13 protein-coding genes are annotated in these 17,399 nt (G+C 61.9%); 5 read left to right on the top strand and 8 right to left on the bottom strand.

What is annotated here, in order from left to right:
• Position 1: 1 nt before the first annotated feature.
• The 7 genes from ATI14_RS06400 to aspA form a co-directional block, all read right to left on the bottom strand.
• Positions 2-1,093, bottom strand: coding sequence for a polyamine ABC transporter substrate-binding protein (locus ATI14_RS06400; RefSeq protein ID WP_017253514.1), 1,092 nt, complete (start codon positions 1,091-1,093; stop codon positions 2-4).
• The gene (locus ATI14_RS06395) at positions 1,090-2,130 is read right to left on the bottom strand and encodes a histone deacetylase family protein (protein ID WP_016971692.1); all 1,041 of its coding nucleotides are present in this window, start codon (positions 2,128-2,130) and stop codon (positions 1,090-1,092) included. Before ATI14_RS06395 ends, ATI14_RS06400 begins: the two co-directional genes overlap by 4 nt.
• 122 nt (positions 2,131-2,252) lie before the next feature.
• Complete coding sequence (locus ATI14_RS06390; RefSeq protein WP_016971691.1) at positions 2,253-3,245, bottom strand: AraC family transcriptional regulator; 993 nt, start codon at positions 3,243-3,245, stop codon at positions 2,253-2,255.
• 52 nt (positions 3,246-3,297) lie between these two features.
• Positions 3,298-7,899 (bottom strand): dermonecrotic toxin domain-containing protein, encoded by a 4,602-nt coding sequence (locus ATI14_RS06385; protein ID WP_016971690.1) that lies wholly within the window; start codon positions 7,897-7,899, stop codon positions 3,298-3,300.
• Between the two features lie 108 nt (positions 7,900-8,007).
• A complete protein-coding gene (locus ATI14_RS06380) occupies positions 8,008-8,985 on the bottom strand; it encodes an asparaginase (RefSeq protein WP_031319840.1) in 978 nt (325 codons plus the stop codon).
• 76 nt (positions 8,986-9,061) lie between these two features.
• A complete protein-coding gene (locus ATI14_RS06375) occupies positions 9,062-10,507 on the bottom strand; it encodes an alanine/glycine:cation symporter family protein (RefSeq protein ID WP_016971688.1) in 1,446 nt (481 codons plus the stop codon).
• A gap of 470 nt (positions 10,508-10,977) precedes the next feature.
• Positions 10,978-12,402, bottom strand: coding sequence for an aspartate ammonia-lyase (gene aspA / locus ATI14_RS06370; RefSeq protein ID WP_016971687.1), 1,425 nt, complete (start codon positions 12,400-12,402; stop codon positions 10,978-10,980).
• A gap of 182 nt (positions 12,403-12,584) precedes the next feature.
• On the opposite strand from aspA, the gene ATI14_RS06365 reads away from it, so the two are divergent.
• The 5 genes from ATI14_RS06365 (at position 12,585) to ATI14_RS06345 (ending at position 16,396) form a co-directional block, all read left to right on the top strand.
• On the top strand, positions 12,585-13,493 hold the full coding sequence (locus ATI14_RS06365) for a LysR substrate-binding domain-containing protein (RefSeq protein ID WP_016971686.1): 909 nt from the start codon (positions 12,585-12,587) through the stop codon (positions 13,491-13,493).
• A gap of 348 nt (positions 13,494-13,841) precedes the next feature.
• Complete coding sequence (gene purE / locus ATI14_RS06360; protein ID WP_016971685.1) at positions 13,842-14,333, top strand: 5-(carboxyamino)imidazole ribonucleotide mutase; 492 nt, start codon at positions 13,842-13,844, stop codon at positions 14,331-14,333.
• A 12-nt stretch (positions 14,334-14,345) separates the two neighbouring features.
• Positions 14,346-15,431 (top strand): 5-(carboxyamino)imidazole ribonucleotide synthase, encoded by a 1,086-nt coding sequence (locus ATI14_RS06355; RefSeq protein ID WP_016971684.1) that lies wholly within the window; start codon positions 14,346-14,348, stop codon positions 15,429-15,431.
• 104 nt (positions 15,432-15,535) lie between these two features.
• Entirely contained in the window at positions 15,536-15,781 is a 246-nt protein-coding gene (locus tag ATI14_RS06350; RefSeq protein ID WP_017253508.1) for a GlsB/YeaQ/YmgE family stress response membrane protein, read from the top strand.
• A 78-nt stretch (positions 15,782-15,859) separates the two neighbouring features.
• Positions 15,860-16,396, top strand: coding sequence for a DUF3299 domain-containing protein (locus ATI14_RS06345; protein WP_016971682.1), 537 nt, complete (start codon positions 15,860-15,862; stop codon positions 16,394-16,396).
• A 102-nt stretch (positions 16,397-16,498) separates the two neighbouring features.
• Here the strand turns inward: ATI14_RS06345 and ATI14_RS06340 are convergent, their stop codons facing one another.
• On the bottom strand, positions 16,499-17,398 hold the full coding sequence (locus ATI14_RS06340) for a D-hexose-6-phosphate mutarotase (protein ID WP_016971681.1): 900 nt from the start codon (positions 17,396-17,398) through the stop codon (positions 16,499-16,501).
• Between the last annotated feature and the right edge of the window lies 1 nt (position 17,399).

The raw sequence follows: 17,399 nt of genomic DNA, 5'->3' as shown, positions 1-17,399 counted from the left end.
ATCAGGTGCCGGACTTGATCTTGGTCCAGGCCCGTGTGCGAGCCCGTTCCGCATCACGCCCCAACGGTTTGAGCGTGTAGAGCGTCGCCATTGCCGCCTCGGTCGGGTACAGGTTGGGGTTGTTGCGGATCGACGGGTCGACCAGCCCGGTGGCGTCCTTGTTCGGGTTGGGGTAGCCGACAAAATCGCTGATCGGCGCGATCACCTGAGGTTGCAGCAGATAGTTGATGAAGGTGTACGCGTCCTGCGGGTTCTGCGCGCCCTTGGGAATGGCGAGCATGTCGAACCAGATCGGCGCGCCTTCTTTGGGCAGGCGCATGTCTACGGTCACGCCATTTTTGGCCTCCCTGGCGCGGTTGGCCGCCTGGGAAAAACTGCCCGAATAACCGACGGCCACGCAGATGTCGCCATTGGCGATGTCGGCCATGTATTTGGACGAGTGGAAGTAGGTGATGTACGGGCGGATTTTCATCAACAGCGCTTCAGCCTTGACGTAATCCTTGGGGTTGCTGCTGTTGGGGTCCAGGCCCAGGTGCTGCAGCGCCAGCGGCAGGATTTCCGACGGCGAATCAAGCAAGGCCACGCCGCATTGCTTGAGCTTGCTGATGTTCTCTTCCTTGAAGATCAGGTCCCAACTGTCCACCGGTGCGTTGGGGCCCAGCACGGCCTTGACCTTGTCCGGGTTGAAGCCGATCAGGATGGTGCCGTACATGTAGGGCACTGCGAATTTGTTGCCGGGGTCGTTGGCCTCGATCAGCTTCATCAGCTTGGGGTCGAGGTGGTTCCAGTTGGGCAACTGGCTGCGGTCCAGGGGCTGGAACACGCCGGCTTCGATCTGCTTGGCCAGGAACACGTTGGACGGCACCACCACGTCATAGCCGGAGTTGCCGGTGAGCAATTTGGCTTCCAGCGCTTCGTTGGTGTCGAAGATGTCGTACACCAGTTTGATCGCGGGGTTCTGCGCCTTGAAATCGTCCAGCGCCTTGGGCGTGATGTAGTCGAACCAGTTGTAGACCTTGAGGGTTTTTTCTTCGGCCTGCACCGCACCGCTCAACACGGCGGCGCACAGCGCGAGGGAGGCGAGCATTTTCATCGGGTAGCTCCTGATTGTTCGAAACCTTCAAGGACGTTGACGGCATTGATGCCGATTTCTTCGACGGCGTAGCCGCCTTCCATCACAAACAGGGTGGGCTTGCCCAGGCGGGCGAGGCGTGCACCCATGGCCAGGTAATCCGGGCTGTCTAGCTTGAACTGGGAGATGGGGTCATCCTTGAACGTGTCCACGCCCAGGGAGATCACGAGGATGTCGGCGTCGTAGCGCTCGGTCTGTTGGCAGGCCTGTTCGAGGGCGGCGCTCCACTGGTCCCAGCCTGAGCCTGCCGGCAGTGGGTAGTTGAAGTTGAAACCTGTGCCTGCGCCTTCGCCCAACTCATCGGCGTAGCCCAGGAAGAAGGGGAACTCCGCTTCCGGGTGGCCGTGGATCGAGGTGAACAACACGTCGCTGCGTTCATAGAAAATCGACTGGGTGCCGTTGCCGTGGTGGTAGTCCACATCGATGATCGCGACCTTCTTGTGGCCCTGGTCGAGAAAAGCCTGGGCAGCGATGGCGGCATTGTTGAGGTAGCAATAACCCCCCATCAAGTCGCTGGCGGCGTGATGCCCGGGCGGGCGACAGAGGGCAAATGCGCTGCGTGCGCCTTGCGCGATGGCTTGCTGAGCGGTGAGCGCCACTTGCGCCGCGCTGTACGCCGCCTGCCAGGTGCCGGCGGTGATCGGCGCGCCGCCGTCAAAACTGTAGTAGCCGAGCTGGCCATGCAGGCTGGTGGGCAATACCCGGCGCAGGGTGCGGGCGGGCCAGGTGTAGGGCAGCAGGTCGCCGTCGGTGTTGAACGCGGTCCAGCGCTCCCAGGCGCCTTTGAAGAAGTCGAGGTAGTCACGGCTGTGAATGCGTTGCAGGGGCGCCAGGCCGAAGTCCTGCGGGGCCTGCACCGGGCCCAGTTCGCGGTCTTTGACCCGTTGCAGTACATGGTCGGCGCGCGAGGGCATTTCGAAGCAGGGCATCAGTTGCCCGTCCATCAGTTCGCAGCGGCCGTGGTGCAGGTGGTGGTCGTCGGAGTAGATCGTCAGCATGGGTGCTCCCCGCAGGCTCATTGTTGTGCTTTGCAGTGTTGCGTTCAGCGGGCGTCATGAAAACGGCAGGAGCGGCCAGAAGGGGATAAATGTGGCCAAAGAACGTGACCGTAATTCGCCCTTCAATGGCGCATCAGGCTGGGCGCTACACCACTCCAGCGCACAAACGCGTGGCGAAAGCTGGCGGTTTCGCTGAAGCCCAGCTGTTCGGCGATCTTGTGGATCGGCATCTGGTCTTGAGCCAGCCACTGCTTGGCCTTTTCAAAGCGCAGTTCGTCGAGCAGTTGCTGGTAGCTGCAACCCAGGGCCTGCAGGTGCCGGCGCAGTGTGCGGGCGGAACAATTCATCTGCGCAGCCAAGCCATCAAGACCGGGGGCTGCGTGCAACTGGTCGGCCAGCAATTGGCGCACCCGGTTGAGCCAGGCCTGGCGCCCGGTGAACTCCGAGTTTTGCTTGCGGCAGCGTTCGGCCATGGCCCGGTGGGTGATGGCGTCCGCCAGGGGCAGGGGGTGTTCAAGCACGCTTTGGTCGAAGGCAAAACCGTTGACCAAAGCGTCGAACCGCAGCGGGCACTCGAAGCGCTCGGCATAGCGTGCGTGATAAACCGGCGCCGTGTAGTTGAAACGTGCTTCGCGCAAGGGCAACGGGCGGCCGAGCAGGTCATCGCAGATGACTTTCATCGACACCAGGCAAAATTCCACATTGAATGCCGCCAGCGCCGGATCCTCCCGATAGTCGCCGGCAGTCAGCCAGATTTGCTCGCCGTCTTCCACCAGGCTCAGCTCGAAAAGTGTTCCCAGCAGTGCCGGGTAGCGCAGCGCCAGGCGCAAGGCGTCACCTAAGGTGGCACTGGTGAGGAGCGCATAGCCGAGCAAACCGTAGCAGGACACGTGCATGCGCTGGCCCAGCTCCAGGCCGATGTCTTGTCGCAGGGCCACAGCATTGGCGCACACGCGCATTTCCTGGCAGGTGGTGATGCGCGTGTCGGCACGGCGCAAATCCGCCGTGCCAATGCCGCTGCCCGCCAGTAACACGTCGCTCGCCAGGCCTTGGTCCTTGAAGGTGGTCAACACCAGCGACACGGCGTTGAGGGTGGTCAGGTGTGAATGCAGCATGGCGAAACCGGCGTCAGGGTAGGGTGCTGACGCAGCAAGTTACATGCCGTCATCAATGGCCAGACTCGGATTTGGGGCGTTCGAAAAACAGCTCGCGCGCTTGTTCCAGGCTGATCTCGCTGCGATAGAACGCAATTGTTTGTGCGTGGTTCAGGCCCTTGGGGGAATCGGCGGTGGCGCCCAGGCGGTGCTCTTCCGGGGTTTTCAGACGGGCGCAGAGGTAAGCCTTGTCCGGCGTCCAACTGGTGCTGTAGTGAAAGTGCGCGTACCACAGCACTTGCCCCGTGACGCGGTCGCTGATGACGTATTCGTCCAGGTAGTCCGGCTTCGCGGATTTGATGCGACGGCGGGTCAGGGTTTTTTTGATGGCCACCACATTGTGCCGCTTGAGCCATTCAATGCCGGAGACGGTGGGTGGGCGCAACCTGAGCGTGCGTTGCACCAACTGATTGCTCTGCTGATAAAGGTCGGCCAGGGCGCTATCGAGGGCTTTGGTCATGGCACTGGCGGGGGCCGAGCCAGCATCGTTCTCGGCGAGATTGCGTTGCGTCAAGGCGTTTTCAATCGCATGGCGGGCCAGCTCCAGGCGGCGTGCATGCTGGTGGTACATGTGTTCGATGCCGAAAGGTGCGCGATCAACGCGGTTGGCATGGATGCGGGCCCGTGTGAGAAACGCGGGTAACCCATTGAGCAATGCCTGGCCCTGAGCCGCGCTCTGCTGGACATCCATTGCCACGGGGTCGGCGGAGGGCGGTGGCGTGCGGTCGCGCACAACCCAGACGCCCTTGGCCTTCTCATGATAAGTAGCCAGCACTTGCTGGGTCAGGGGAGAGCGAATATCCACCAGGCCGGTTTCAAGGCCCAGGCTGCTCAGGCGCGGCTCACCGATCAGCACACCGTTGTAGCGGGTATGGATAAATTGTTTCTTCGGCCGCGGCGGCGTCGACGGCGGGGTGGGGCGCCCTCTGACCTGGGTTCTTTCCAGGCTCAGCAGGCCGAGATTGCTGGTGGCGCGACGCTGAAACTCCGTCAGTTCACCGCGCAGTTCATGCAGTTGGTCGGTAATGGCCTGCTCGGGAAATTCCACCGGGAAATCCTGCAAGCGTTCATCCAGCAATTGAAACTGTTCGATCAGGCTGCTCAGGCTGTCAATGCGTTCATCCAGACGCCGGTCACTGCGCTCCTCCAGGGTGTCGCGCAGGCACTGAATCGCGATATCGGCGGTGTCGACAATCTGGTCGATCGCCACCCAGGCTTGCGGCGTGTGCTTGATGCTCGCCTCGGGCAGGCACAAGTTGCGGGTCAGTGATACGCGTATCGCCTTGAGGTCGTCGGGGGTGTAGACCGGCATCGAGCCCTTGAGCGTATTGAGCAGCAGCGCTCCATCCCTGGCCAGCCCCTTGAGTTCGGTGAAGCGGCCATGCATGTATTCCAATTGCACGAGCAGCTTGCCGGCCAGTTCGCGCATTTCGCGGAAATCCTCGATGTGGCGTTCTTGCGGCACTTCGACCTGGCGCTGCATCTGATCGTGCACGGTGCGCCACTTGGGGGTGAAGCGCGCGAGGATATCGCTGAGCACGGCCTGAGTCAGCCTGGTCTGGGCCTTGATGTAATTGAGGGCTTTGGGCGCGTACTCGGCGCTGGGTTCGTGGACGTTCATTTCCTTGAGCATTTGCAGGGCCGATTCGTACTCCGTGCGTTGGGTCTCCAGGGTCTGGATGTAGGTGTTCCTGAGCGCGTCGGCCGACGTGGAGGGCCCTGCGTCCAACGCCTGGCGGGCTTGTTGCAGCTCGTTCTGGGCGGTTTTTTTGCCGCGCTCGAAGGCTTCCAGGCGCTCGCGCAATTGCTGGGCCTTTTGTTTGGCTTCCACGCGCGCCTTGGCGGTCAGGAGCCTGGGCCCGCCACCGCGCAGGCGCAGGCGGGTGTCGATAAACCATTGGCCGCTGCTGTTATGAATTAATAGAGGGCCGATACGATTGGGGAGCATGGCGTCGACAATCTGCACATCGTCATTTTCGTCGACCCGCACTTTGAACCAGCGATGTGCCACCGGGGCGTACCAGTCTTGCCCGTCGCGGTGCAGAAAATGATAGGCCCCAGGTTCGCTGTTGGCGTCTCCCAGCGCATCGGGTTTGGCCACCATGAAGCTGTCCAGTACGGTGGCCAGTCGCGCGGGCGTTCGGTTGATTGCGCCGCTGACGTGCAGCGGTTGGTCATGGGTGATCAGTGCATCCGAGGCAATCGGCGTGAGCCGGGTGATGCTGACGGGCGTTGGAGGAGAGGGTTGCTTTGGCATAACCACAGGCTCGCCTGGCGTCGGCAGGCGCGGCGCGACGCGGGTTACGCTGTGCAAGGTAAGGGCCGTACCGAGGTTAAGCAGCAGTTCTACGAATGCGGCCCACGTGGATTGCTGCTCAGGATGCTCATGGGCGTCGACCACGTTTTGCAGTTGATCCATGATCTGCCAGATCCAGGCCGCCACCCCGACAGTGCGCCCCAGAAACGGCAATGCACTGTTGAAGATCAGCCAGCCGGCGCGCTTGAACGTGGCCCAGCGCGCTTCGGCGTTGGACACCGATTGCCGGTCGGCGAGGGTGATCAGGGCGTTGGCGTTGGCGTCGTACAGTGCGCTGAACAGGTCATCCTCGATCGTATCCTGGCCGAGCGTCAGCGGCCCGCCCATGATCCACAACTTGAAGGGGTCTGCCAGGAATTCGACCACCGCCCAGGGTGACGGCAGGTCGCCCGGGAACACATATTGGGCATAATCATCGCGCACTTTATCCGGCAGCCATGCCAGTACTGACTCGCGCAGGCTTCTGGACTGCTGCAAGGCGTAAAGCAGATTGCTTTGCGATGGAAACTGGGAAAGAGGTTTGTCCAGCAGCGGCCGGTAGAGGAGGCAGGGGCCGGTGTTCGGGTCTTCCGGTCCGATCACGAACATATTGGTGACCTGATCCGCAGCGCTGTCCTGGCGGCGGGTCGGCACGAACGCCAGAGGACGCATCACAATGCGCTGGCCCTTGACCTGGCGTTCGGCAAGTTCGGTCTGCATCACGGCTTTTACATACGCATAGCCTTGCTCATCAATGCCGCCTTCGTCGCGCAATTTGCACTGCAATGCCAGCAACGGCAGTTGAATGCGCAAGTGCTGGGCGTAAAGAGAGCGCCGGCGGGAGGAGTCCTGCGGATTATCCAGCAGCGTTCGCTGGATCAGTGCCGGGTAGGTGCTGCCGATGTCCACGCGCCTGACGAGACTTTCCAGGTAGTCGACGGTCAGCCAGTCCGGTAACGCAAGCGGATTGCGCAGGCGCAAGGATTTGATACCCAATGGCAAGGCAATGAGGTTTTGCAGCGCCAGTTCGGTCAGGCTGAACACCGTCGTCTCGATTTGCCCCGGCACGGCGAAAGTGCCCCAGACCACGGGGCTGCGTACTACGATGTCGAGCTCGCCCAGCCACTGAGGGAGCACGTCCGGGTGGTCCTTGCGCATTTCGGTGCTGAGCCGATCGAGGGTAAATGGCTGGAGAGGGCTGATGCCTTCGTCGTAGGTGCGGCCCTCGTTGGCGCTGTGCAAGGTTGCCAGGTCCTTGAGGTGGCGCGAGTAGGCGTCCTGGTCCGAAGCGGACGCGCGGGTGAGCCATTCGGGCAGGGCCTGAACATAGTGGTTCAAGGCTGGCGTGTCTCGTTTGGCGCGGGGCGTGGGGGGTTGTGCCAGGCTGTGTTGCGAGGCATCCGCCTCACGCAGGTAGGAAAAGTCGATGGCCCCAATCGCCCTGATCTGGATGGCGATGAACGTACTGGCCAGGTAGTCGAAAAAATCACCCTCAGGCTCGACCAGGCGCCACTCCAGTTTTTTATGCGCCGCCAGCAGCGGCAGGTCCTTGCCCAACTCGTCGAGGGACCGGTACTTCTTGAAGCTCGACATCAACGAATGGGTGAGTACCACCTCGCGGCCCTCGGATTTGCCGATAAGCACGCTGATCAGGTTTTCATCAAGGTGGGTGGTGTTGCCCGCTTCATCGATCTGGTCGACATCCACCACATAGGCTCTAACGGCCTCTGGTTCATCTCGCTTGCGCGTGGCCGCGTCCGGGGTTTGAAAAAGCTCGCGCGCCATTCGGCAATCTGCAGCGGTCCAGCCAGGCATCTGTTCCACGTTCCAGAGGTCGCGCAACACGCCCGATAGAGCATGCCAACGCGGGCCGCTATCACCTTCGGCAGCGTTCCAGTACTCCAGCTGGGCTTGTTGGTAACCGCGCAATATTACGGGGGCCAGGGTATTGAGGATGCTGGCGATATCGAGGATGCGCACCGGCAGGTGGACCGCCGGTTCGATGATCGGCAGTTGGGTCAGAAAATGCTGGCCTTCGATGTAAAGCGTGGGCACCGCCAAAACTGACTGTACGGCAAGAACATCAGTGAGCACCTGATAATGGCAGCCGGCGGGTACGACCTGGTCTTCCTCGATGTCCCACAGCGGAGTGCCGACCACAGCGGTATTCGGGTCGATGTCCAGCGTGGGGTACAGGGCCTGAAATTGTTCACGCAGCAAGATGGCTGCCACTTCGCGAAACGCGGGACCGGTGGACATCTGCGCGATCAGCGTGTCCGTGAGGCTGTGTTGGGGTTCGGTTGAAGCAGATGAAGTCATGGCGCTTCCTGGCATGAAAGAGTGGCAACGAACCCAGGGAAAACCTGGGGCGTCGCCATGCTAGGAAGCGTCGAGCCGGACGCGGTGGTGCTTATGTAAGGCGAGTATTCAACGCAGTTCGCCGCACAGGTCCAGTTCTACCAGGCGGCGCACTGCCTGGGTGTCGAGCCCGGCGCCGAGCAGCGCATTGAGCTTGCCGAATGCCGCTTCGCGGGTCATGCCGCCGCCGGACAACACGCCGACACCGCGCAGGCGGCTACCGGCTTCGTAGACGTCCAGTTCCACACCGCCTTCATGGCATTGGGTGATCGCTACCACCACAATCCCGAGATCCCGCGCGCGCTGCAGGCTGGCGAGGAACGCGGGGTTGTCGCTCGGCCCGGTGCCGCTGCCGAAGCATTCGAGGATCAACGCCTGAATGCCGCTGTCGATCAGCGCGTCCAGCTGCGCCGCATGGATACCCGGCACCAGCGGCAAGACGCCGACATTGGCCAGGGCTTTGGGTTGGCGATAGTCCAGGGCCTGGGGGATGGACTCGGCTCGGGCAACGCCACCCTGACGGTTCAGCGCCGCAAACGGGTTGCGGCCGAAGCTGCGGATTTTCGCGCAGCGAGTCGGAGCGATCATCGCGCCGTGGAAATGCAGGTGCACACCCGGCACCAGGCCCGCGCCCAAAGCCTGCAAGGCACCGCTGACGTTTTCCCAGGCATCGCTGTCGGGCACGCCGGCGGGCAACATGGAGCCGGTGAATACCACCGGCGCCGGAAGGCCCAGCAGCTGGAAGCTCATGGCCGCCGCGCTGTAGGCCAGGGTGTCGGTGCCGTGCAGGATCAGCACGCCATCGCAGCCCTGGTCCACGGCGTCGATCACGGCAATGCGCAGGCGCTGCCAATAGGCGGGGGTCATGTTGGCGCTGTCGATCAGCGGGGCCATTTCCTGGAAACGCCAGGCGGGCAGTGGCTGGTCGGCAAGCTGCTCGCGCATGCGCGCTTCGAAACCGGATGCGGGTGCCAGGCCGTTGGCGCTGGCCTGCATGCCGATGGTGCCGCCGGTGTAGAGCACCATGACGTTGTGGGATGCTGACATTGAAATTCTCCTGAACGAAAAACGCCGCCGGGCCCAGAGCATGCCCAAGGCCGGGCGGCGTGTCATCTATCGACGCTTAGCGTTGCGCTTGAGCGTTCAGTTCAGCCGACGGAGCTGCGTCCGGTTTCACCGGGTTGGCCGGCCAGGCCTTGAGGTCCAGGTCCAGGTCAGCGAACTGGCTGGAGTCGAACACCGGCGTCTTGATGCCTGCCGCGCGCTGGTTGTCGTAGTCGTTCAGGATGCGCATGGCGATCTTGAACAGGAACGCCAGGGCGAACAGGTTGACGAACGCGAGCATGGTCATGGTGATATCGGCGAAGGCAAACACGGTGCTCAGGTTTTCGATCGAGCCCCAGAAAATCAGCGCCAGTACCACGGCGCGATAGGCCATCAGCATCTTGCGGTTGTTGCCGACCAAAAAGCGCAGGTTGCTCTCGCCCAGGTAGTAGTTGTACATGATCGACGTGAACACGAACAACGCCAGGGCCACGGAGATGAACATGCGGCCCCAGTCGCCGACCACGGCTGCCAGTGAGTTCTGGGTCAGGGCAATGCCGTCGCCTTCAAAGCCCGGGGTGTAGAAGCCCGAGAGCAGGATCAGCAGCGCGGTGCAGGTGCAGATCACGAACGTGTCGAGGAACACGCTGAACGCCTGAACCACGCCTTGGGCGATCGGGTGTTCCACGGAAGCCACCGCCGCCACGTTAGGCGCACTGCCCAAACCGGCTTCGTTGGCGAACACGCCGCGCTTCACACCCATGATGATCGCGCTGCCCACCAGGCCACCGAAGGCCTGATCGAGGCCGAAAGCGCTCTTGACGATGGTCGCGAGCATGGCCGGTACGTGGTCGAATTGCAGCACGATCACGTAGAGGGTCACGGCGATGTAGATCAGGGTTTTGACCGGCACCAGCAGGTCGGCAATCGAAGCGATGCGCTTGATTCCGCCGATGAACACCATGCCCAGCAATACCGCCAGGACCAGGCCGGTGTAGGTGGTGTCCAGGCCAAAGGCGCTGTTGAGCGAGTGGGTCACGGCGTGGGCTTGCAGGCCGTTGAAGGCGAAACCGAAGGTCACCAGCAACAGGAACGCGATGACCATACCCAGCCAGCGTTTCTGCAGACCGTGCTGGATGTAGTAGGCCGGGCCGCCACGGAAGGTGCCTTCAGCGTCAGTGCGCTTGTACAGCTGGCCGAGGGAGCACTCGATGAAGCTCGACGACATGCCCACCAACGCGGTGACCCACATCCAGAACACGGCGCCCGGGCCACCCAGGGTCACGGCGATGCCGACACCGGCGATGTTGCCGGCACCCACACGGCCGGCCAGGCTGAGCATCAGCGCCTGGAACGAGCTGAGCTGGTCGGAGCTGTTTTTCAGGCTGTCGCGAAACACCGAAAACATGTGGAAAAAGTGACGCAGTTGAACGAAACGCGAACGGATCGTGAAATAACCGCCGAGCCCGACAATGAGCACGATCAGGACTTTCCCTGATAGGAAGTCGTTGATGACTTCGAGCATGGAGTGTTCCTCGCTGATTTTTTTAATGGCAAACGCAGGACGGTCCGACGCACCGTTTAGCACCAGGCAGTGCACGACGCTTCGACCCCAATCCTTTTGCGGGTGTTGTTATTCATGCGGTTTCGCGCTGTATCAGGGCCTCGTTACCGACGGCCGCACACGCGAAGAGGGGCGGCACTATACCTAGGCAAGCGTGATCCGTCTGCCCGGGCTGATTAAAGGTTTCACCAAAATCTTTCTGGTTGCACCCGTTTACTGTGGGAGCCGGGCTTGCCCGCGATGGCGGTGTGTCAGGCGACAGTGCTGCCAACTGACCCGGCGACATCGCGGGCAAGCCCGGCTCCCACAGGGTTTGCGGTGTTCGGTCGAGCGTGTTTCAGGCAAAAAAAAGGGCCTGAAGAACGAGCCTTCAGGCCCTCAAAAGGTGAGAGGTGTCTAGTCCCTCAACCTGGTGAGCGGTGCAGCAAACATCAGGCCTTCAGCGGGACCAGACGTGGGGCAATCATGTTTTCGGGGCGCAGGATGTCGTCGAGCATGGCGTCGTCGAGCAAGCCTTCTTCGCGCACCAGTTCCAGCACGCCGCGGCCGCTTTCAAGGGCGATACGCGCAATGCGGGTGGCGTTTTCATAGCCGATGTACGGGTTCAGCGCGGTGACCAGGCCGATGGAGTGCTCCACCAACTCGCGGCAGCGGGCTTCGTTGGCGGTGATGCCGACGATGCAGTGCTCGCGCAGCATGTCCATGGCGCGTTGCAGCAGGCGGATCGAGTCGAAGATCTTGAAGGCGATCAGCGGCTCCATCACGTTCAGTTGCAGTTGGCCGCCTTCGGCTGCCATGGTCAGGGCCAAATCGTTGCCGATGACCTGGAACGCAACCTGGTTCACGGCTTCCGGGATCACCGGGTTGACCTTGCCGGGCATGATCGAACTGCCGGGCTGGCGTGCCGGCAGGTTGATCTCGTTGATGCCGGTACGCGGGCCGCTGGACAGCAGGCGCAGGTCGTTGCAGATCTTCGACAGCTTCACCGCGGTGCGCTTGAGCATGCCGGAGAACAGCACGAAGGCGCCCATGTCGGAGGTGGCTTCGATCAGGTCGGCAGCCGGAACCAGCGGCTGGCCGCTGATCAGGGCCAGGCGCTGCACGGCCAGGGCCTGGTAGCGCGGGTCGGCGTTGATGCCGGTACCGATGGCGGTGCCGCCCAGGTTCACTTCGGTCAGCAGTTCCGGCGCCAGGGTTTTCAGGCGGGCCAGGTCTTCACCGAGGGTGGTGGCGAAGGCGCGGAATTCCTGGCCGAGGGTCATCGGCACAGCGTCTTGCAGTTGGGTGCGGCCCATTTTCAGGACGTGGGCGAACTCTTCACCCTTGGCGGCGAACGCCTGAATCAGGCTGTCGAGGCTGGCCAGCAGCGCGTCATGGCCCAGCAGCAGACCCAGGCGGATCGCGGTCGGGTAGGCGTCGTTGGTCGACTGCGCCATGTTCACGTCGTTGTTGGGGTGCAGGTACTGGTATTCGCCCTTGTTGTGGCCCATGGCCTCCAACGCGATGTTGGCGATGACTTCGTTGGCATTCATGTTGGTTGAAGTGCCGGCGCCGCCTTGAATCATGTCCACCACGAACTCTTCGTGGAAGTCGCCGCGGATCAGACGGGCACAAGCTTCGCTGATGGCAGCGTGCTTGGCTTCGCTGAGCTGACCCAGCTCGCGGTTGGCGTCAGCCGCCGCTTGCTTGACCATCGCCAGACCGACCACCAATTTCGGGTAATGCGAAATCGGAACGCCCGAGAGGCGGAAGTTGTTCACCGCTCGCAGGGTCTGGATGCCGTAATACGCTTGGGCAGGTACGTCGAGTACGCCAAGCAGGTCTTTTTCGGTACGGAATGATGCAGCGGAGGACATGACGGAAATCATCTCGATAGGGACCCGGAACAGGCCGGAACGCTGCGAATGCTAGGCTTGTAGAAGTTTTTGGGCCAATGCTGTTAAGCGCTGACCTATGCACAAACGGCATAATGTGGCTGTGACCCGGTTATCATGACGGGCGTGTGTGCCAAAATGGTGCGTACCCGTGGGAGGAAGTGATGAACCTTGAGAGCAAATGGCTGGAAGACTTCAGCGCCCTGGCGGCAACCCGCAGTTTTTCCCAGGCGGCAGAACGGCGGTTTGTGACCCAGCCGGCTTTCAGCCGCCGTATCCGCAGCCTGGAGGCAGCGTTGGGGCTGACGCTGGTCAACCGCTCGCGCACGCCGGTCGAGCTGACGGCGGCGGGGCAGTTGTTTCTGGTCACGGCGCGTACTGTGGTCGAACAGCTCGGTGAAGTGCTGCGCCATTTGCATCATCTGGAAGGCGGGCAGGGCGAGGTCATGCAGGTGGCGGCGGCTCACTCGCTGGCGCTGGGCTTTTTCCCGCGCTGGATCGCGCAATTGCGCAACGAAGGTCTGAACATTGCCACGCGGCTGGTCGCCACCAACGTCGGCGACGCCGTGCACGCCCTGCGCGAAGGCGGTTGCGACCTGATGCTGGCGTTCTACGACCCGGACGCAGCGATGCAGATGGATGCCGAGATTTTCCCCTCGCTGCACCTGGGCAACACCGAAATGCTTCCGGTGTGTGCGGCCGATGCCGAGGGCAAGCCGTTGTTCGACCTGGAGGGCGAGGGCAGTGTGCCGTTGCTGGCCTACAGTGCCGGTGCGTTTCTTGGGCGTTCGGTGCATTTGCTGCTGCGTCAGCGTGCGTTGCGCTTTACCACGGTGTACGAAACCGCCATGGCCGACAGCCTCAAGAGCATGGCTTTGGAGGGGTTGGGCATCGCCTGGGTGCCGCAACTGAGCGTGCGTGCCGAATTGGCGCGCGGCGAATTGGTGGTGTGCGGCGGCCCGCAGTGGCATGTGCCGCTGGAGATTCGCCTGTACCGCTGCGCATTGGTGCGCAAGGCGAATGTGCGGTTGTTGTGGCGCAAGCTGGAAGGTGGGGCTGCACAAAGCGCCTGAAAGCGATGAAGATCAAATGTGGGAGCTGGCTTGCCTGCGATGCAGACACCTCGGTACATCAAGCCGTTTGAGGTGATGCTATCGCAGGCAAGCCAGCTCCCACGGTGACCCAGTTCCCATCGTGAATTCGCAGTGGTTTGGCTGACTCCGAAGTCAATAAAACCGCCACTTTGGCCGGCAAGACAGATGGTCATCCAAGGGGCTGTTTATCTCGATTATTGCGGTATACTGCGCGGCCTTCGGCCGGTCCAACCGGCCATATTTCGTACAACAAGCCACGCTGGATTTCCCGCGTGGCTTGTTGTTTTTTGACGCGCCTGCGGGCGCCCAGAGAGAAGAGGCACGACGATGAGTGCATTGGTTGGCGTGATCATGGGCTCCAAGTCCGATTGGTCCACCCTTAGCCACACCGCCGATATGCTGGAAAAACTCGGCATTCCGTATGAAGTGAAAGTGGTCTCCGCCCACCGCACCCCGGATTTGCTGTTCCAGTATGCCGATGAAGCAGAATCCCGTGGCATCGAGGTGATCATCGCCGGTGCCGGCGGTGCGGCGCACCTGCCAGGCATGTGTGCGGCCAAGACCCACCTGCCGGTGCTCGGCGTGCCGGTGCAGTCGTCAATGCTCTCGGGCGTGGATTCGCTGTTGTCCATCGTGCAGATGCCGGCCGGTATTCCGGTGGCCACCCTGGCAATCGGCAAGGCCGGTGCGATCAACGCAGCGTTGCTGTCCGCCAGCATCCTGGGCGCCAGGCACCCGCAGTTCCACGCGGCGCTGAAAAAATTCCGTGCCGAGCAGACTGACAGCGTGCTGGACAATCCAGACCCACGTATCGCCTGAGGTTGTTGATTGATGAAAATCGGTGTAATCGGTGGCGGCCAACTGGGTCGCATGCTGGCCCTGGCGGGTACGCCGCTGGGCATGAACTTCGCTTTCCTGGACCCCGCGCCGGATGCCTGTGCGGCCGCATTGGGTGAACACCTGCGTGCTGACTACAGCGACCCGGACCACCTGCGCCAACTGGCCGACGAAGTTGACCTGGTGACCTTCGAGTTCGAAAGCGTCCCCGCAGAAACCGTGGCCTTCCTGTCGCAGTTCGTGCCGGTGTACCCAAGCGCTGAAGCGCTGCGCATCGCCCGCGACCGCTGGTTCGAGAAAAGCATGTTCAAGGACCTGGGCATTCCGACCCCGGCCTTCGCCGATATCCAGTCCCAGGCAGACCTGGACGCGGCAGTCGCCAGTATCGGCCTGCCGGCCGTGTTGAAAACCCGCACTCTGGGTTACGACGGCAAGGGCCAGAAAGTCCTGCGCACCGCCGCCGACGTGGTTGGCACGTTCGCCGAACTGGGCAGCGTGGCCTGCCTGCTGGAAGGCTTCGTGCCGTTCACCGGTGAAGTCTCGCTGATCGCCGTGCGTGCCCGTGATGGCGAAACCCGCTTCTACCCGTTGGTGCACAACACCCACGACAGCGGCATCCTCAAGCTGTCGGTGGCCAGCACCGACCACCCGTTGCAAGCGCTGGCCGAAGACTATTCCAGCCGTGTGCTCAAGCAGCTGGATTACGTGGGCGTGATGGCGTTCGAGTTCTTTGAAGTCGACGGCGGCCTCAAGGCCAACGAAATCGCCCCGCGCGTGCACAACTCCGGGCACTGGACCACCGAAGGCGCCGAGTGCAGCCAGTTCGAAAACCACCTGCGGGCGGTAGCGGGCTTGCCGCTGGGCTCCACGGCCAAGGTGGGCGAGAGCGCCATGCTCAACTTCATCGGCACCGTGCCTGCGGTGGAGAAAGTCATCGCCATCGACGACTGCCACCTGCATCACTACGGCAAGGCCTTCAAGGCCGGGCGGAAGGTCGGCCACGCTAACCTGCGCTGCAAGGACCGCGAGACGCTGCAGGCGCAGATCCTCAAGGTTGAAGCGCTGATCGCCGAGCAATAAGCCAAGTCCGACGGGAACCATTCGGTCACCGTCGTCCTCTGATTGCAGGATGCCAAAGCCTGACTAGGCTTTGGCATAGTTCACTTCATTCAGAGGGAAATGCCATGGGTATCATCGGAACCATCTTTATCGGCCTGATCGTCGGTCTGCTCGCGCGTTTCCTCAAGCCAGGCGACGACAGCATGGGCTGGATCATGACCATCCTGCTGGGTATCGCCGGTTCCCTGGTCGCCACTTACGGTGGTCAGGCGCTGGGCATCTACCAGGCGGGCCAGGGCGCAGGCTTTATCGGCGCGCTGATCGGTGCCATCGTGCTGCTGGTGATCTACGGCCTGATCAAAAAGAAATGATCTAAGCGACAAAGCCCTCTGCGCTGCGCAGGCGCAGAGGGCTAGAATGCTCGCCACCTGTACTTGCCGAGCTTCTTCATGCGCCGTCTTCTGTTGACTCTTCTTTTGCTGGGCTCAGGCCTTGCACACGCTGGCGAATTGCCGGAAACCGACTGGCTCGACCTGATGCCGCTTTCCGACCAGAAAGCTCTCGAAGCCATGCCCGAGATCGACCACAACTCCCCTGAAGCCCAAGGCACGTTTACCGCCAAAGGTGGCCTCAAGCAAAGCAAAGGCTTGCCGGCGGTGATGTATTCCACCAAGACCGTAGCCGCCATGAACGGCAAGAACATCCGCATCGGCGGCTACCCCGTGCCGCTGGAAACCGACGCCAAGGGCCGCAGCACATTGTTCTTCCTGGTGCCGTACCCGGGGGCCTGCATCCACGTGCCGCCACCGCCGCCGAACCAATTGGTGCTGGTGCGTTATCCGAAAGGGTTGAAGCTGGATGATATCTACACACCGCTATGGGTAACGGGCACGTTGAAAGTGGAGAAGGTCAACAATGACCTGGCGGACGCAGCGTATGCGCTGGATGCGGGGAAAGTGCGGGTAGTGAAGGAGTCCGATCTCTAACGCCGAGCGCTAATCAATGTGGGAGCTGGCTTGCCTGCGATAGCTGTAGTGAATTCACCATTGCTATCGCAGGCAAGCCAGCTCCCACAGTTTTGATTGGGTTTACAAGGCAGTACCGGTGATGCTCACGCCCAAGGTGTGGCTTTGGCCGGGTGCCAACTCAACAACATCATCCAGCACATTCGCCGTCTCGATGCACAGCATGCCCGTCCAGCCGTCGTCAGCCATGTCGTCAAAGGCCTTGGCGCGTTCGGTCCACGGGTTCCAGATCACGGTGGTCTTCGAACCCTCGGCAGTGAGCTGGATGCGGCGCTGCCAGTCTTTATCGACGATGTTCAGTTGCGCGGGTGTATCGAGGTAAATGCGGTCGGTTTCGGCGGTGAAGTGCAGCGGGCCGGATTGCTGTTTCTCGGCCCAGCCATCGGCGGTATCGATATACGCCAGGCCGTCCAGCCCTTCGACCTGCACGTTGCGCACATCGCTAACGGCGAAATAGGTGTGCAGCGCCTGGCTCAAGGTCACGGTGTCGGCGCCGTGGTTGTGGCTGGTCAAGCGGATGTGCAGTTGGTCGTCCAGCAACAGGCTCAGCTTCAAATCGACTTGATGAGGCCAGTTCGGGAAGCCGCCAGCGGGCACCGGCAACGCCAGATCGATGCGCAGTGCTTCGCCTTCAAGCTCGGTTCCGGTGAATTCCCAGCGTGCGGTACGCACAAAACCATGGGCGCCGGCAGGCTGGTCGCTGTGACGCATCGCCTTGACGCTCTGCGGGTTGCGGTCGAATACGCCAAACCACGGCCAGCACACCGGCACGCCGGTGCGGATGCCTTTGCCTTTTTTGAACACCGCCTCGGGGTTCGGCCAGATCAGCGGCTGCTCGCCGTCGCGCACGTAACTGAAGATATGCGCACCTTGTTGGGCGACCATCAGTTCGGCGCCGTTGTGGCGGATGCGCCAGCAGTCCAGCTCGTCGATTTTCACGGTTTCAACGTGGTGCACAGGCATA

Origin of the sequence: Pseudomonas tolaasii NCPPB 2192 (genome assembly GCF_002813445.1) — a bacterium.
Lineage (GTDB): Bacteria > Pseudomonadota > Gammaproteobacteria > Pseudomonadales > Pseudomonadaceae > Aquipseudomonas > Aquipseudomonas tolaasii.
This window is presented reverse-complemented; position numbering and strand designations above follow the sequence as displayed.